The 13,494-nt window shown below is 66.3% G+C and carries 12 protein-coding genes and 1 tRNA gene; 2 read left to right on the forward strand and 11 right to left on the reverse strand.

What is annotated here, in order from left to right:
* Positions 1-48 precede the first annotated feature (48 nt).
* The gene (locus HWX36_RS19085; RefSeq protein ID WP_175953635.1) at positions 49-1,086 is read right to left on the reverse strand and encodes an AraC family transcriptional regulator; all 1,038 of its coding nucleotides are present in this window, start codon (positions 1,084-1,086) and stop codon (positions 49-51) included.
* Between the two features lie 205 nt (positions 1,087-1,291).
* Here HWX36_RS19085 and HWX36_RS19090 point away from each other — a divergent pair, with 205 nt between their 5' ends.
* Entirely contained in the window at positions 1,292-2,401 is a 1,110-nt protein-coding gene (locus HWX36_RS19090) for a fatty acid desaturase (RefSeq protein ID WP_175953637.1), read from the forward strand.
* A gap of 9 nt (positions 2,402-2,410) precedes the next feature.
* Here HWX36_RS19090 and HWX36_RS19095 read toward each other — a convergent pair whose 3' ends face one another.
* The 7 genes from HWX36_RS19095 to HWX36_RS19125 all read right to left on the reverse strand — a co-directional run bounded on the left by HWX36_RS19095 (position 2,411) and on the right by HWX36_RS19125 (position 8,497).
* Positions 2,411-3,031, reverse strand: a complete 621-nt coding sequence (locus HWX36_RS19095) for an HAD family hydrolase (RefSeq protein ID WP_175953639.1) — start codon at positions 3,029-3,031, stop codon at positions 2,411-2,413.
* Between the two features lie 145 nt (positions 3,032-3,176).
* Entirely contained in the window at positions 3,177-4,049 is an 873-nt protein-coding gene (locus tag HWX36_RS19100) for a hypothetical protein (RefSeq protein WP_175953641.1), read from the reverse strand.
* Between the two features lie 51 nt (positions 4,050-4,100).
* Entirely contained in the window at positions 4,101-4,757 is a 657-nt protein-coding gene (locus HWX36_RS19105; RefSeq protein WP_175953644.1) for a TerD family protein, read from the reverse strand.
* A 100-nt stretch (positions 4,758-4,857) separates the two neighbouring features.
* Positions 4,858-5,874 carry a DUF475 domain-containing protein gene (locus HWX36_RS19110; RefSeq protein WP_175953646.1) on the reverse strand — a complete coding sequence of 339 codons (1,017 nt, stop codon included), beginning with the start codon at positions 5,872-5,874 and terminating at the stop codon, positions 4,858-4,860.
* Positions 5,875-5,921: 47 nt separating this feature from the next.
* Complete coding sequence (locus HWX36_RS19115; RefSeq protein ID WP_175953648.1) at positions 5,922-6,668, reverse strand: VWA domain-containing protein; 747 nt, start codon at positions 6,666-6,668, stop codon at positions 5,922-5,924.
* Positions 6,669-6,688: 20 nt separating this feature from the next.
* Entirely contained in the window at positions 6,689-7,780 is a 1,092-nt protein-coding gene (locus HWX36_RS19120; protein ID WP_175953650.1) for a toxic anion resistance protein, read from the reverse strand.
* A 411-nt stretch (positions 7,781-8,191) separates the two neighbouring features.
* Positions 8,192-8,497, reverse strand: a complete 306-nt coding sequence (locus HWX36_RS19125; RefSeq protein ID WP_175953652.1) for a hypothetical protein — start codon at positions 8,495-8,497, stop codon at positions 8,192-8,194.
* A 148-nt stretch (positions 8,498-8,645) separates the two neighbouring features.
* Here HWX36_RS19125 and HWX36_RS19130 point away from each other — a divergent pair.
* Positions 8,646-8,736 (forward strand) — tRNA-Ser (locus tag HWX36_RS19130).
* An 86-nt stretch (positions 8,737-8,822) separates the two neighbouring features.
* On the opposite strand, the gene HWX36_RS19135 is transcribed toward HWX36_RS19130, so the two are convergent.
* The 3 genes from HWX36_RS19135 to acs form a co-directional block, all read right to left on the reverse strand.
* The gene (locus HWX36_RS19135; protein ID WP_175953654.1) at positions 8,823-10,838 is read right to left on the reverse strand and encodes a sodium:solute symporter family protein; all 2,016 of its coding nucleotides are present in this window, start codon (positions 10,836-10,838) and stop codon (positions 8,823-8,825) included.
* A 3-nt stretch (positions 10,839-10,841) separates the two neighbouring features.
* A complete protein-coding gene (locus tag HWX36_RS19140; protein WP_175953656.1) occupies positions 10,842-11,186 on the reverse strand; it encodes a DUF4212 domain-containing protein in 345 nt (114 codons plus the stop codon).
* 83 nt (positions 11,187-11,269) lie between these two features.
* A complete protein-coding gene (gene acs / locus HWX36_RS19145) occupies positions 11,270-13,252 on the reverse strand; it encodes an acetate--CoA ligase (RefSeq protein WP_175953658.1) in 1,983 nt (660 codons plus the stop codon).
* Positions 13,253-13,494: the final 242 nt, after the last annotated feature.

Here is a 13,494-nt window from a genome sequence, read left to right on the forward strand (position 1 = left end):
GGAGCATGACTCGGCAGGCCCGCCACGCAGGCGCGCGCTTGCCCGCGTTCAGCGCCGCTCGCTCGGCGCGACGCCCGTCCAGCGCTTGAACGCACGCGTGAAGTTAGCGCGATCCGTATAGCCGACCCGCGCGGCGATCTCGTCGACCGGCAGCCGCGTCCCCTCAAGCAGCCGCAGCGCGTCGCGCAGCCGGATCTCGTCGAGCAGCGCCGAATAAGTCGCGCCGTAGTCGGCGAGCTTGCGCTTGAGCGTACGCGCCGATACGTGCAGTTCGCGCGCGACGTCGTCGACCGATGGATAGCCGCCCTCGCCGCAGATCAGCAGGTTGCGCACGCGCTCGACGATGCTTTCCGCATAGCCGAGCCGCGCGAGTTCGGCCTCGCACTGCTGCACGATCATCTGCGCGGTGTGCGCGTTCGCGGTGCCGATCGGTTCGTCGAGCAGCGCGGCGTCGCAGCGGATGCGGTTCGCGCTCGCGTCGAAATGGCAGCGCGGCAGCCGCCCACGATAACGCTCGAACCACGGCGGTTCGGGCCATTCGAAATGGAGTTCGGCACGCGACTGCAGCGTGCGCCCCGGCACCGGATACAGCAGCGAATTGAACAGGATCGCCGTCTCGACCAGGAAGTTCTCGACCGCGAACTGCCGCAGCCGGCCGAGCGGAAACGCTTCGAACACGTCGATGTCGACGGTCCCGTCGAGCTGCGTGAGCCGCACCGAAAAGAACGGCACGCGCGTCGGCAGATAGCGGATGCCGAGCGAGATCGCCTCGCCGAGCGTCGCGCAGCTCATCAGCCCGAAGCCGATCAGTCCCGCTTTCGTCAGGCTGCTGCGCAGGCCGATCTCGATCGCGATCGACGGGTCGTCCGTCGCGTCGAGCAGGTTGAACACGATCGCCGCCTGCTGCAGCGGCGTGATGCGCGCATCGGGCTGCGCGAGCCGGTCGCGCTCGACGCCCGAGCCGGCAAGAACGCGGCTGCCGTCGATGCCGCGCTCCTCCGCCAGCATCAGCATGAACAGCGCATACGCGGACGACACCGTCGCCTTGTTCAGCTGGCGCGCGGCATCCGGGACGGACAGGACCATGCGGCGGACTCCGGTGCGGTTTCGGCGGATTGTAGCGTCGCTGGCCCGCAATGACACCGGGGTGAGACTCTAGCCGCGCCGGCCGGCCATCGTGGCCCGAAATGACACCGCCATTGGCACCCGCGGCCCTCGCGTGCGGCCCGGTGCACGCCTATGCTTGTCACATCGGCATTGCGCCCCACTCTTTCCGCAGGAATCCCGGTCGATGAGCCAACCCGCACGAACCGCCTTTCGCAACGACGCGGACAAGGTCGCGTATGTCCGCCGCGAGGTCAACGCCGCGAGCGACGCGATCCGCGCACGCTTTCCGCTGCTCGACAACCAGAACCTCGTCGGCGCGACCGTGATGGCCGTCTCGGTGGGCGCGATGCTCGCGATCGCGTGGCTGTATGCGCGCGGCGCGATCGCGTGGTACGTCGCGCTGCCGCTCGCCGCGTTCGTCACGTCGCTGATCCACGAGCTCGAGCACGACCTGATCCACCTGATGTACTTCAAGAAGACGCCGTGGGCCTATCACCTGATGATGGCGCTGTGCTGGCTCACGCGGCCCGGCACGATCAACCCGTGGACGCGGCGGCGCATGCACCTGCATCACCACAAGGTGTCGGGCGGCGAATCGGATCTCGAGGAATTCGGCATCACGAACGGCGAGCGCTGGGGGGTGAAGCGCCTGCTGATGATCGCGGACGGCATGCTTGCCGTCGTGCTGCGGCCGGCCGCGATGCGCCGCAAGGTGAAGCAGTACGTGGCCGCGCAGCCGGTACAGGATCCGTCCGAGCGCCTGCAGTTGCGCGTCGAGCAAGTATCGTCGTACATGCCGGTCGGTCACGTGTATTACGTGCTGTGGCATGCGTTCTTCGTCTATCACGTCGGCCTGTTCGCGCTGCATGCGTTCGGCTACCCGGTGACGGTGCCGGCCGTCGTCGAGCGCGTGATGCGCATCGTCGATTTCCTGGCCGTGGTGTGGCTCGGGCCGAACTTCGTGCGCAGCTTCTGCATCAACTTCGTCAGCTCGAACATGCATTACTTCGGCGACATCGATTCGCGCAACGTGATCCAGCAGACGCAGGTGCTCAACCCGTGGTGGATGCTGCCGTTCCAGCTGTTCTGCTTCAACTTCGGCAGCACGCACGCGATCCATCACTTCGTGGTGCGCGACCCGTTCTACATCCGCCAGCTGACCGCGCGCACCGCGCATGCGGCGCTGCGTGAAGTCGGCGTGCGCTTCAACGACGTCGGCACGTTCGCGCGGGCGAATCGCTGGGGCGGTTATCGACCGGCGCGTGGTCCGCGCCAGGCTCGGGCCGACGCGTAACGCGCCATCTCAACCGCCGATCGGCGGCATCGGCCCTTGCCCGCGGATCCACGACCAGTTCGCGAGCTCGGCCATTTCCTTGTCGCCACGGCTGTCGCCATACGCGAACAACTGTTTCGGCGGCCGGTTGCCCCACCACCCGCGCAGCCGCACCACCTTCTGCGGCCCCCAGCAGTTTTCGCCGTCGAGCCGCCCGGTGAAGGTGCCGCGCTCGAACGCGAGCCGCGTCGCGAGCACCGCATCGAAGCCGGCCGTCTTCGCCCACTTCTCCAGATACAACGACGGCGACGCGCTCACCAGCACGACTTCGTGCCCACGGGCCCGATGCTCGCGGATGCGCTCGAGCATTTCCGGACGCACGAGGCTCGGCAGATAGCTGTCGACGAAGGTGCGCGCCTGCGCATCGAGCGTGTCCTCGCGCACCGGCCCGAACGCGAACGACGCGAACTTCGCCTTCGCGTCGCCGCGCGACATCAGGCCGGCCTTCATCGCGACGATCCACGGCAATGCGCGCAATCCGGCCCACGCGAAGCGCGGCGTGCCGACCGCATAGCGGACGAAATGGCGAAAGCTGTCGGTCGTCGTGATGGTGCCGTCGAAATCGAATGCGGCAACGATGCGGTCAGTCATGGAGAATCGGCGGGAAAGCGATGAGATGCCCGGGAAGATAGCAGACTCGCGCCGGCGCACGTGAAATGACGTGACGCAGCGCGGCCTGCGCAGCGAACGCGCGCGCCGCCACGGCGCACGCGTTCGTACCCTTCGCGCCGTTCCCTCAGCGCTGCGGCCGCGCCGCCAATGCCGCCGGCAGCACGACGTTCATCAGGTGATCGGCGCGCGACAGCAGATCGGTCACGCGCTCGTCGAGCCCGCGCAATTGCGCGGGTTGCATGCGGATCTGCTGCACCGCCTGCCCGACGATGTTGCGGCGGTCGAACAGCGTGCGCTCGACACCCGCATCGTCCGGCGCGCGCACGACATCCGACACCGCGCTCAGCGCCGCGAGCACGACCACGAGGTTTTCTTCCGCGTGGCGAACCTTCGCGGCAAGCTCCTCGGTACGGCGCGGGAAAAAGCCGAGCGACTGCTTGAGCGCCCCGATCGCCGCACGGTAGTCGACGTGGCCCGTCGCCGCGCCGAACCAGCGTTCGAACATGCCGGCCTTGCGTGTCGCCTGCGCGAGCATGCCGGCCATCATGTCGGCCGCGCCGAGTTCATTGAATTCGCGCGTCGTTGCCGCGACGGCTTCGACGAGGTTGCCCGCCGTCTCCAGCGCGCCGTCGCCGATCGTCGCGACCGTCGCGAGCTTGAGCGGCACCAGTTGCCGGATGTGCCGCTCGATGCGCGGCGCGTAGTCGGGATAGAGATTCGGGAAGCTGGCCTGCGCGGCGCGGAAGCACGCTTCGAGCTGCGGATGGTTCGATTCGCCGAACACCGCCCGGCCGACCGCCTCGGCCGGCGCCGTGCGCACGGCTTTATCGGACGCGGGCGTGGGCCCGAAGTCGAGCGCCTGCGGCGCCGGCCGCTCGGGCCCGCGCGCAACCGGCGCCGCGGCCGCGGGCGGCGCGTCGAACGCAAGACGCCCGGGCGTGCGCTCGGGCGTCGTATCGAACTCGAGCCGCTTCGGCTCGTCTGACGGATTCGTCATCGCTGCTTCCTGCCCGGCGCGGCGGTATCCCGCCAGCCGGGCTGCCGCCAGTCAGACCACGCCGCCGTACGCGCGCACGAAGTCGCCCAGGCCGCGGTTGTAGCCGGCGCCGACCGCCTTGAACATGAAGTGGCCGTCGCGACGATAGAAGCTGCCGACCTGCACCGACGTCTCCATCGAGAAGTCCTCCTCGAGCGCGTACTTCGCGATCACCGCGCCCGACACTTCGTCGGCGATCTGGATGTAGCTGTTGCGCACCTGGCCGAAATTCTGGCGACGCGCTTCGGCCTGGTCGATCGTCACGACCACCGAGATTTCCTCGACGTCGGCCGCGAGCTTCGTCACGTCGATGAAGATCACCTCGTCGTCGCCGTCGCCGCTGCCCGTGCGGTTGTCGCCGCTATGCACGACACCCAGGCACTTCGACGCGGGCATCCCGCGCTTCGGGAAATCGTCGCCCGGCTGGATGAAGGTGTCCTTGCGCTCCATCGTGCGCACTTCGCTGTTGTAGAACACGAAGTGCTGATCCGAGATCAGCTTCGGGTTGCTCTGCGCGTCGTACTTGCACAGGAACACCGACACGTCGAGATCGAAGTCCGTACCCGTGTCCGTCGCGTTCGCGTCCCAGCCGAGACCGATGCGGAACTTCTGCGTGCCGGGCGCTTCCTTCGACAGGTTGACGCGACCGCCTTTCGACAAATTGATCATTTGAACCTCTTCTGCTGGAACCGCCGTTGCGCCGGCGGCAATGCCGGGCCGCCCTGCGCGGCCCCTCGTTGATGGTGTTCGACCCGCGCGTCGCGCGTGATCACTCGCCCGCCACGGCCGTCCGGTTTTCCCTGCGTTGCACGACGATCGACGACCACACGGCCGCGGCGATCATCGCCGCGCCGATCAGGCCGGTGACGACCTCGGGCACCTCGAACTTCACGCCAAGGAACATGATCGTTGCGAGCGCACCGATCGCCCAGAAGGCGCCGTGCTCGAGAAAGCGGTACTGCGCGAGCGTGCCCTTCTTCAGCAGCACGAGCGTCATCTCCCGGATGTAGGCCGCGCCGACGCCGAGGCCCAGCGCGATCAGGAAGATGTTGTTCGACAGCGCGAATGCGCCGATCACGCCGTCGAAGCTGAACGACGAATCGAGCACTTCGAGATACATGAAACCCGCGACGCCTTCGCGCACCACGCGCGTGCCCGTCTCCTCGCCACCGATGAGGTCGCCGATGCCGTGCGCGATCACGAAGCTGATCACGCCGAACGCACCCGCGAGCAGGAAGCCCACCTGCTCGACCGCCGGCACGTAGAGCGACGCAATGATGACGATCGCGAGCGTCAGCGCCACTTCCAGCGCCGTGATGCGGCCGAGGTGGCTCATCGGGCCTTCCAGGAAGCCGATCCAGTGCTCGTCCTTCTCGGTGTCGAGCATGAACTTGAAGAACACCATCAGCAGGAATGCGCCGCCGAATGCGGAGACCTGGTGATGCGCGGACGTGAGGATCGCCGCGTACTGCTCCGGCGACTCGATCGCGAGCTTCAGCGCGTCCCACATGCCGATGTGGCCGATCACGGCAACGATCAGCAGCGGGAACACGAGCCGCATGCCGAACACGGCGACCGGCAGGCCGAACACCATGAAGCGGTTGCGCCACTTCTCCGACCAGTTCTTGAGCACCGATGCATTGACGACCGCGTTGTCGAGCGACAGCGAGATTTCCAGCACGGACAGGACCGCGACGATCAGCATGTCCTTCACGCCGCCGAGGAGATAGGCCGCGACGAGTGCGAGCACCGTGAGCGACAACGGGATCTTGAAGTCTTTCAACATGATAGGGGGGGTAATCGAGTTCCGGATAAAAGGCGTGCGGGCCGCGCTTACTTCGCGCGCACCCAGTCGCAGAATTCCTGCGTGATCAGCTGTTCGTAGATCTGTTCATCGCTGATGTCGAGCGATTCGAGATGCAGGAAGCCGACGTTCGGCATCTCGTCCGCGACTTCCGCGAGGAAGCCGAATTCGCTCGGATCGCCGACGCCAACGAGCGACCAGTACAGCGGGTAGTGCTGCGACTCGGCCAGCAGCTGGCGCACGCGCTTGCGATCGTTCTTCGGGTTCTGGCCGTCGGTGACGAACAACACCCACGCGGGCAGATGGCCGTTCACCGGCGCGGAAGCGGCCGGCGCGGGCGTCTCGTCCGCACCGCCGAACAGCCGGCTCAGGAAGCCGCGCTTCTCTTCGCGTTTCGGCGACGGCTCCGGCGCGCGGAAAAAGAAGTCGACGATGTCGTTCATCACCGGCGCGTACTGCGTGCCGCCCCACTTGTCGATCCGCGCGTTGAGCACGTGATCGGAGATGTATGAGCCGTAGTTGTCCGGCGTCGCGGTCGGCAGGCGATCGTAGCCCTCGGTGAAGGTCCACGTGTCGACTTCGCCGTTGTCGTCGAACTTCAGTGCGATACCGAGGATCCGGTCGTGCGTGTCCTGGATCACGCCCGACTGGTACAGCGGCTTCGCGGAGCCGGAGATGTCGAGCGCCGCGCCGACGCGCACGACGGGCGGCTTCAGGATCTGGCGTTTTTCGAGGACGATCGCGACCTTCGCCGCGCGTTTCTCAAGCGTAATCATGCGGAGTTCTCTCGGTTCTTTCAGTTGTGCTTCGGAGCGAATCGGGTGATCAGGTCCTGTTCGAGCTGGCGCAGGCGCGGCGCGTCCTGCTCGCGCTGGCGCTTGCCGTCGGCGATGATCTGCGTGATGTCGTCGAATGCGCCGAACAGCTGCTGCTGCGCGTATTCGAACGTGTCGGTCGAGATCACCGGGCGCTGGCCGAGCTTCGCGACTTCCTGCGCGTTCTGGCGGTTCAGGTCGGCCTGCGCGCGGATCGCCTCGTCGGCCGCGTCGTACGTCGCGTTCGCGAGCGCCGCCGCGCGCTTCGTGCTGAGCTGCTCGAGGTAGAGCGCGAACGCGTTGGTCCACGCGGGGATCAGCACGGTCTTGATCGTCATGAACTTCGACGTCAGCGTGCGTTTCTGGTCCTGCTCCATCCGGATCTGCGGCGCGAGCTGCTTCGACATCAGCATCGCGCGGTCGAGGTCGTCGAGCTTGCTTTCGAGCGCATCGACCTTGCGCTGCACGTCGAGCAGGCGTTGCGCGGCGAACGCGTCGTCCACCGGCTGCTGGCCGGCCGCGAGATGCGCTCGCAGCGTCGCGAGCGCGGCTTCGCCGTGCGCTTTCGACTGCGCCAGTTCCTGGTGCAGCGCGTAGTTGTCGTTGTACATCCGCTCGAGCTCGTCGATGCCGGCCTTCTGGCGCTGCGCATGGTTCTCGAGCTCGACGACGAGCGTGTCCATCCGCTTGCTCACCGACTCGTATTGCGACAGCAACTTCTCCTTGGTCGAACGGAACAGCCGCGTGATCTGCGTGAGCAGCCCGCCCTTGTCGGCGCCGCGCGGGTCGAGCCCCTTCGCGGTCGCGATCAGTTCGTTGAGCTTGTCGCCGAACTGGTCGGCATCCGACGCGCGCACGCTCGCGAGAATCTGCTGGGAGAAGGCCGCGATCCGCGTGCCCTGCGTCGCGCCGAGCTGGTCGATCTCGTCGACGGTGATCAGGCGAACGTTCTCCGCCGGGCGTGCCGCCGGCACGGCAACAGCGGCGGCAGGCATGACGACGGGTGACGAAGACGGGGTGGAGGGACGATCGCTGACCGCATTGGCGTTCTTGTCGTCGAATAGCGGCTTCATGTGGCTACCACGTTTCCTTTTCTACTTTTTGCTGCGTGTTGTCATGCGCGCCAAGCGCGCATCCGCGATTGCTGCCGTGCTCTCTCACGGGCGGCAGACGGACAATAAATGGCTCGAGCGCCTTGCGTCAAGGGAAGGAATTCTTTCAATATCCATTCATTTTGTAATGTGCCGGGCGAGCACAATGGCCGACCGTCGCCGTTCCTGCCGCCATGCACGTTGGTCGTGCAGGATTCGGACACATCAAAACTTACATGGCCGACCAATGCGAAAGAGAAATGAAACCGCCCGTTTCGTCTGGTTTCAGACGGTGCACACGCTCGGGCAACGCACTCGCAAGCGCCGATCGCACATTACCGACCCTGTACGCGATTCATCCCGAGCTGCGGTAACACGAACGGTACCGATCGGTCACGAATCGTGAAATCCCGTCGCCCGTCGATGTCGACGAGCTGTCGCGCTGAAATGACGGTCGTCGGCCCACGTCATGTCGTCCAGATAGCGCGACGCGTACATCGAGCCGACCGTGTGCCGTGCGAGTTGCTTCAACGGGTCCTTCGATACGAGCGTGAACGTGATGGCATTCTCGAACGGGTAGTCGTAGGCGATGACTAGCGGATAGGCGGCCGGCGACTCGAACCGGCGAAGCAGCACATAGCCGGAAACAGTGAGGCCGCAACGCTCGCCGTTCACGAGCACATGAGTGCGCAATGTCACGAACAAGTCGTACTGGTCGTCGACGACCGGCGGATACTTGACGCAGGGCGATCCGCGCTCGGTGTGGCTGTCGATGACGACGGATTTTTGACGATCACGGAAGGGAGTGGCGGGCTGTCACCAGAGTTTGCTATACTCTCGGTCTTCCGGAGAGATGGATGAGTGGTTTAAGTCGCACGCCTGGAAAGCGTGTATAGGTTAATCGCCTATCGGGGGTTCGAATCCCCCTCTCTCCGCCAAAATGCAAGAAGCCCCTTGATTTCCTGATAAATCAAGGGGCTTTTCGTTTTGAGGCGTCGCCCCCACCTTCACCCGCCACCCCGCGTCACGGATGCCGAATGTAATCCACCAACGCCCGCGTATACTCATCCGGCCGCCGATCACACAAACTCACCGCAATCGCCACCGCAAACCCCGCCGGCACCCCGAACACGCCTGAGCTGATCGGCTCGATCCCGAACCACGTGCGCCCCGCGAACCCCGTCAGTTGCGTGAAGAACGGATAGGTCGACACGATGTAGTACACGCACACCGCGAGCCCCGTCACCATCCCGGCGATCGCACCGCGCGTCGTCGTGCGCTTCCAGAACACGCCGAGCACGAGCACCGGAAAGAAGCTCGATGCCGCCAGCGAAAACGCCGCGCCGACGAGAAACAAGATCTTCCCCGTATTGAGCGACGCGACATACGAAGCGAACAGCGCGACGCCGAGCAGCAGCACCTTCGAGATCGTCACGCGCCGCTGGCTCGACGCGTCGGGCGCGACCATGCAGTAATAGACGTCGTGCGACAGCGCGTTCGCGATCGTCAGCAACAACCCGTCCGCGGTCGACAGCGCCGCGGCAAGCGCACCGGCCGCGATCAGTCCCGACACCACATACGGCAGCCCGGCGATCTCCGGCGCGGCCAGCACGACCATGTCCGGCTGCATCTGGATTTCCGACCAGTGCACGATGCCGTCGCGAATCACCTCGACGACGCTGATCAGGTCGGGTTCGAAGTGATGCCATTGCGTGACCCACGCCGGTAATTCGGCGAATGGCCGCCCGACGAGATTCGCGAGGATCTCGTACTTGATCAGTACCGCGAGCACCGGCACGCTCAGGTAGAACAGCGCGATGAAGAACAGCGTCCAGCCGACCGAGCGCCGTGCCGATGCAACCGACGTGGTCGTGTTGTAGCGCGTCAGGATGTGCGGCAGGCTCGCCGTGCCGAGCGAAAGGCACAGCAGCAGCGCAAGGAAATTCCGCTCGCGCGGCTTGCGTTCGTCATCGCTCGCGGCGGGAAATGGTTCGTGCATCGGCACGGGCGGCTCGGCACGGGCCAGCAGATCGTCGCGCGCCTGCGTCCACGCGACGCGCGCCGCCGCCAGATCGCGCGGGAAGTCGGCCAGTTCGCGCTCGCGCTGGCTGATCTCGCGCAGCGGCCCGTTGTGGCGCCGCAGGTCGGCAAGCTGGTCGACGAGATGCCGGCGTGCGTCCGCATAGGATGCCGGCAGCCGGTCGAGCCGCGTCTGGATATCCTCGGCTTGCCTGCGATACGCGTCACGCACCTGCTGCTCGTCGAACGCATCGCGCACCTGCGCCTCGCGCGCCGCGACGCGCTCCATCAGCTTGCCGTAGCTGAACTGCGGCACGGGGCCGAGCCCGTTCTTCATCGCGATCAGCGACACCGGAATCAGGATCGCGCTGATCAGGATGATGTACTGCGCAACCTGCGTCCACGTGACCGCGCGCATCCCGCCGAGAAACGAGCACACGAGAATACCCGCGAGCCCGCAGAAGATCCCGATCGCGAAATCGACGCCGATGAAGCGCGTCGCGATCAGGCCGATCCCCTGGATCTGCGCGACCAGGTACACGAACGAACACAGGATCGCCGCGCCGGCCGCCAGCGCGCGCACGGCCGTGCTCGAAAAGCGCGTCCCGAGAAAATCGGGAATCGTGTAGCGCGCGAGCTTGCGCACATAAGGCGCGAGCAGGAACGCGACGAGGCAGAACCCGCCCGTCCAGCCCATCACGTAGGCAAGCGCGTCATAGCCGGTCGCGTAGAGCGAGCCGGCCAGGCCGATGAACGACGCGGCCGACAGCCAGTCGGCCGCCGTCGCCATCCCGTTGAATGCGGACGGCACGCGCCGCCCGGCCACGTAGTACTCGACGAGATCGGACGTGCGCGACAGCAGCCCGATCACCGCATACACGGCGATCGGCACGAACAGGAACACGTAACCGATCCAGACGCCGGAGCCGGTGGCACGCTCGATCCGCCACATCAGCAGCACGAAGCCGAGAAACCCCAGCGTGTAGAGCGCGTATGCGCGGATCAGTCGATGTGTCAGCATGAATCAGCGCCCGCCGTTCGCATGGCCGGCGCGCGCCGCATGATCGTCGTACGCACGGCGCAGCGTGCGATCCGCGCGTTGCATCAGCCCGATATAAACGACGATCAGCACGAGGTACACGAGAATCGCGCCCTGCGCGCCGACGTAGAACGGCAGGCTGAACCCGGCGAAGCGAACCTCGGCGAGCGCGGGCCCGTAGAACGGCACGATGAACGACACCGCAAAGCCGATCGCCATCAGCACCGCGATCAGCGCGACGTTGAAGCGCCAGTAGCGTGCGTGGGCACGCGCGAGCGGCTCGGGAACGGGCGGTGGCGCGGCAGGCGCGGGACGGGTCGGAACGGTCATGCCGTTATGTAACAAAAAGCCCCTGCGCGGGCAATCGGGATTGCCGCGCAGGGGCTCGTGCGCGTGATGCGCAACCGGTACGCTCAGCGCACCTCGGCGAGCTGCTCGAGGATGGCCGGGTTCTCGAGCGTGGACGTATCCTGCGTGATCGCCTCGCCCTTCGCGAGCGAACGCAGCAGGCGCCGCATGATCTTGCCCGAGCGCGTCTTCGGCAGGTTGTCGCCGAAGCGGATGTCCTTCGGCTTCGCGATCGGCCCGATCTGCTTGCCGACCCAGTCGCGCAGCGTCTTCGCCAGCGCCGCGGCTTCCTCGCCCTCCGGACGCGAACGCTTCAGCACGACGAACGCAACCACCGCCTCGCCCGTCGTATCGTCCGGACGGCCGACCACGGCCGCCTCGGCCACGAGTTCGTGCGACACCAGCGCCGATTCGATTTCCATCGTGCCGAGCCGGTGGCCCGACACGTTCAGCACGTCGTCGATCCGGCCCATGATCGTGAAGTAGCCGGTGTCCTTGTCGCGCACGGTGCCGTCGCCGGCCAGATACAGACGTCCGCCGAGTTCCTCGGGGTAATAGCTCTTCCTGAAGCGCTCCGGGTCGCCCCAGATCGTGCGGATCATCGCGGGCCACGGGCGCTTGACGACGAGGATGCCGCCCTGCCCGTTCGGCACGTCCTGGCCGGTTTCATCGACCACCGCGGCCATGATGCCCGGCAGCGGCAGCGTGCACGAACCGGGCACGGTCGGCGTCGCGCCCGGCAGCGGCGTGATCATGTGGCCGCCCGTCTCGGTCTGCCACCACGTGTCGACGATCGGGCAGCGCTCCTGGCCGACGTGCTTGTGATACCACATCCACGCTTCCGGATTGATCGGCTCGCCGACGGTGCCGATGATGCGCAGGCTCGACAGGTCGTAGCTCTTCGGATGCACCTTGTCGTCGGCCTCGGCCGCCTTGATCAGCGAGCGGATCGCGGTCGGCGCGGTGTAGAACACGGTGACCTTGTGGTCGCCGATCATCTTCCAGAAGCGGCCGGCGTCCGGGTAGGTCGGCACGCCCTCGAACACGACCTGCGTGCCGCCGCAGGCGAGCGGGCCGTACGTGATGTACGTGTGGCCCGTGACCCAGCCGATGTCGGCCGTACACCAGAACACGTCGCTGGGCTTCCAGTCGAAGGTCCACTTCATCGTCTGCGCGGCCCACAGCAGGTAGCCGCCCGTGCTGTGCTGCACGCCCTTCGGCTTGCCGGTCGAGCCCGACGTATACAGGATGAACAGCGGATGCTCGGCGCCGACCCATTCCGGCTCGCACCGGTCGGATTCGCCGGCCGTCAGTTCATGCATCCACAGGTCGCGCTCGGCGTGCCAGTCGATCTTGCCGCCGGTGCGGCGATAGACGATCACGCTCTTCACGGCCTCGCAGCCGCCCAGCGCGATCGCTTCATCCGCGATGCTCTTCAGCGGCAGCGTCTTGCCGCCGCGCGCCTGCTCGTCGGCCGTGACGAGCGCCGTCGCGCCGACGTCGACGAGCCGCTCGTTCAACGATTTCGCGGAGAAGCCGCCGAACACGACCGAGTGCGTGGCGCCGATGCGCGCGCAGGCCTGCATCGCGACGATGCCCTCGATCGACATCGGGATATAGATGACGACGCGGTCGCCCTTGCCGATCCCGCGCTTCTTCAGTGCGTTCGCGAAACGCGACACGCGCGCGAGGAGATCCGCATAGGTGACGCGCGTGACGGTGCCGTCGTCGGCTTCGAAGATCACCGCGACGCGCTCGCCGTTGCCGGCTTCTACGTGGCGGTCGAGGCAGTTGTACGACGCGTTCAGCTCGCCGTCGTCGAACCACTTGTAGAACGGCGCGTTGGACTCGTCGAGCACTTTCGTGAACGGCTTGTGCCACGCAAGACCCTCGCGCGCGAGACGCGCCCAGAATCCTTCGTAATCGTTCTCGGCCTCGGCGGCGAGCGCACGATAGGCCTGCATGCCGGAAATGGTCGCCGCCTGTTCGAGCGCCGCGGGCGGCGCAAACTGACGGGTTTCGTGAAGAACCGATTCAATCGCAGACATCGACTACCCCTTGGTGAACATGAATCCTCTGCATGGCGGCGCGATCGTGCGCGCCGCGCGTCTTGGCCGGCGCAAGCGCGCCGCTGTCTCCTACCCACCACCCGCGCACGGCCCGAAGGCTGCTGCGCGATGCTGCGCCGCACCACGTCGCGCGATGGCGACCGGGCGACCCGACAGTGTCCACAATAAGCGTTCGAACTTACCCGTCACTTACGCGGCACGGCCGTTTCGCCCGCCGGGCG

The organism is Burkholderia sp. BCC0405 (genome assembly GCF_902833075.1).
In the GTDB taxonomy this organism is placed as follows: Bacteria; Pseudomonadota; Gammaproteobacteria; order Burkholderiales; family Burkholderiaceae; genus Burkholderia.

Excerpts from the sequence above, each read along its gene's own strand:
- HWX36_RS19085 (WP_175953635.1), bottom strand. The coding sequence starts at position 1,086 with ATGGTCCTGTCCGTCCCGGATGCCGCGCGCCAGCTGAACAAGGCGACG.
- HWX36_RS19090 (WP_175953637.1), top strand. The coding sequence starts at position 1,292 with ATGAGCCAACCCGCACGAACCGCCTTTCGCAACGACGCGGACAAGGTC.
- HWX36_RS19095 (WP_175953639.1), bottom strand. The coding sequence starts at position 3,031 with ATGACTGACCGCATCGTTGCCGCATTCGATTTCGACGGCACCATCACG.
- HWX36_RS19100 (WP_175953641.1), bottom strand. The coding sequence starts at position 4,049 with ATGACGAATCCGTCAGACGAGCCGAAGCGGCTCGAGTTCGATACGACG.
- HWX36_RS19105 (WP_175953644.1), bottom strand. The coding sequence starts at position 4,757 with ATGATCAATTTGTCGAAAGGCGGTCGCGTCAACCTGTCGAAGGAAGCG.
- HWX36_RS19110 (WP_175953646.1), bottom strand. The coding sequence starts at position 5,874 with ATGTTGAAAGACTTCAAGATCCCGTTGTCGCTCACGGTGCTCGCACTC.
- HWX36_RS19115 (WP_175953648.1), bottom strand. The coding sequence starts at position 6,668 with ATGATTACGCTTGAGAAACGCGCGGCGAAGGTCGCGATCGTCCTCGAA.
- HWX36_RS19120 (WP_175953650.1), bottom strand. The coding sequence starts at position 7,780 with ATGAAGCCGCTATTCGACGACAAGAACGCCAATGCGGTCAGCGATCGT.
- HWX36_RS19135 (WP_175953654.1), bottom strand. The coding sequence starts at position 10,838 with ATGCTGACACATCGACTGATCCGCGCATACGCGCTCTACACGCTGGGG.
- HWX36_RS19140 (WP_175953656.1), bottom strand. The coding sequence starts at position 11,186 with ATGACCGTTCCGACCCGTCCCGCGCCTGCCGCGCCACCGCCCGTTCCC.
- acs (WP_175953658.1), bottom strand. The coding sequence starts at position 13,252 with ATGTCTGCGATTGAATCGGTTCTTCACGAAACCCGTCAGTTTGCGCCG.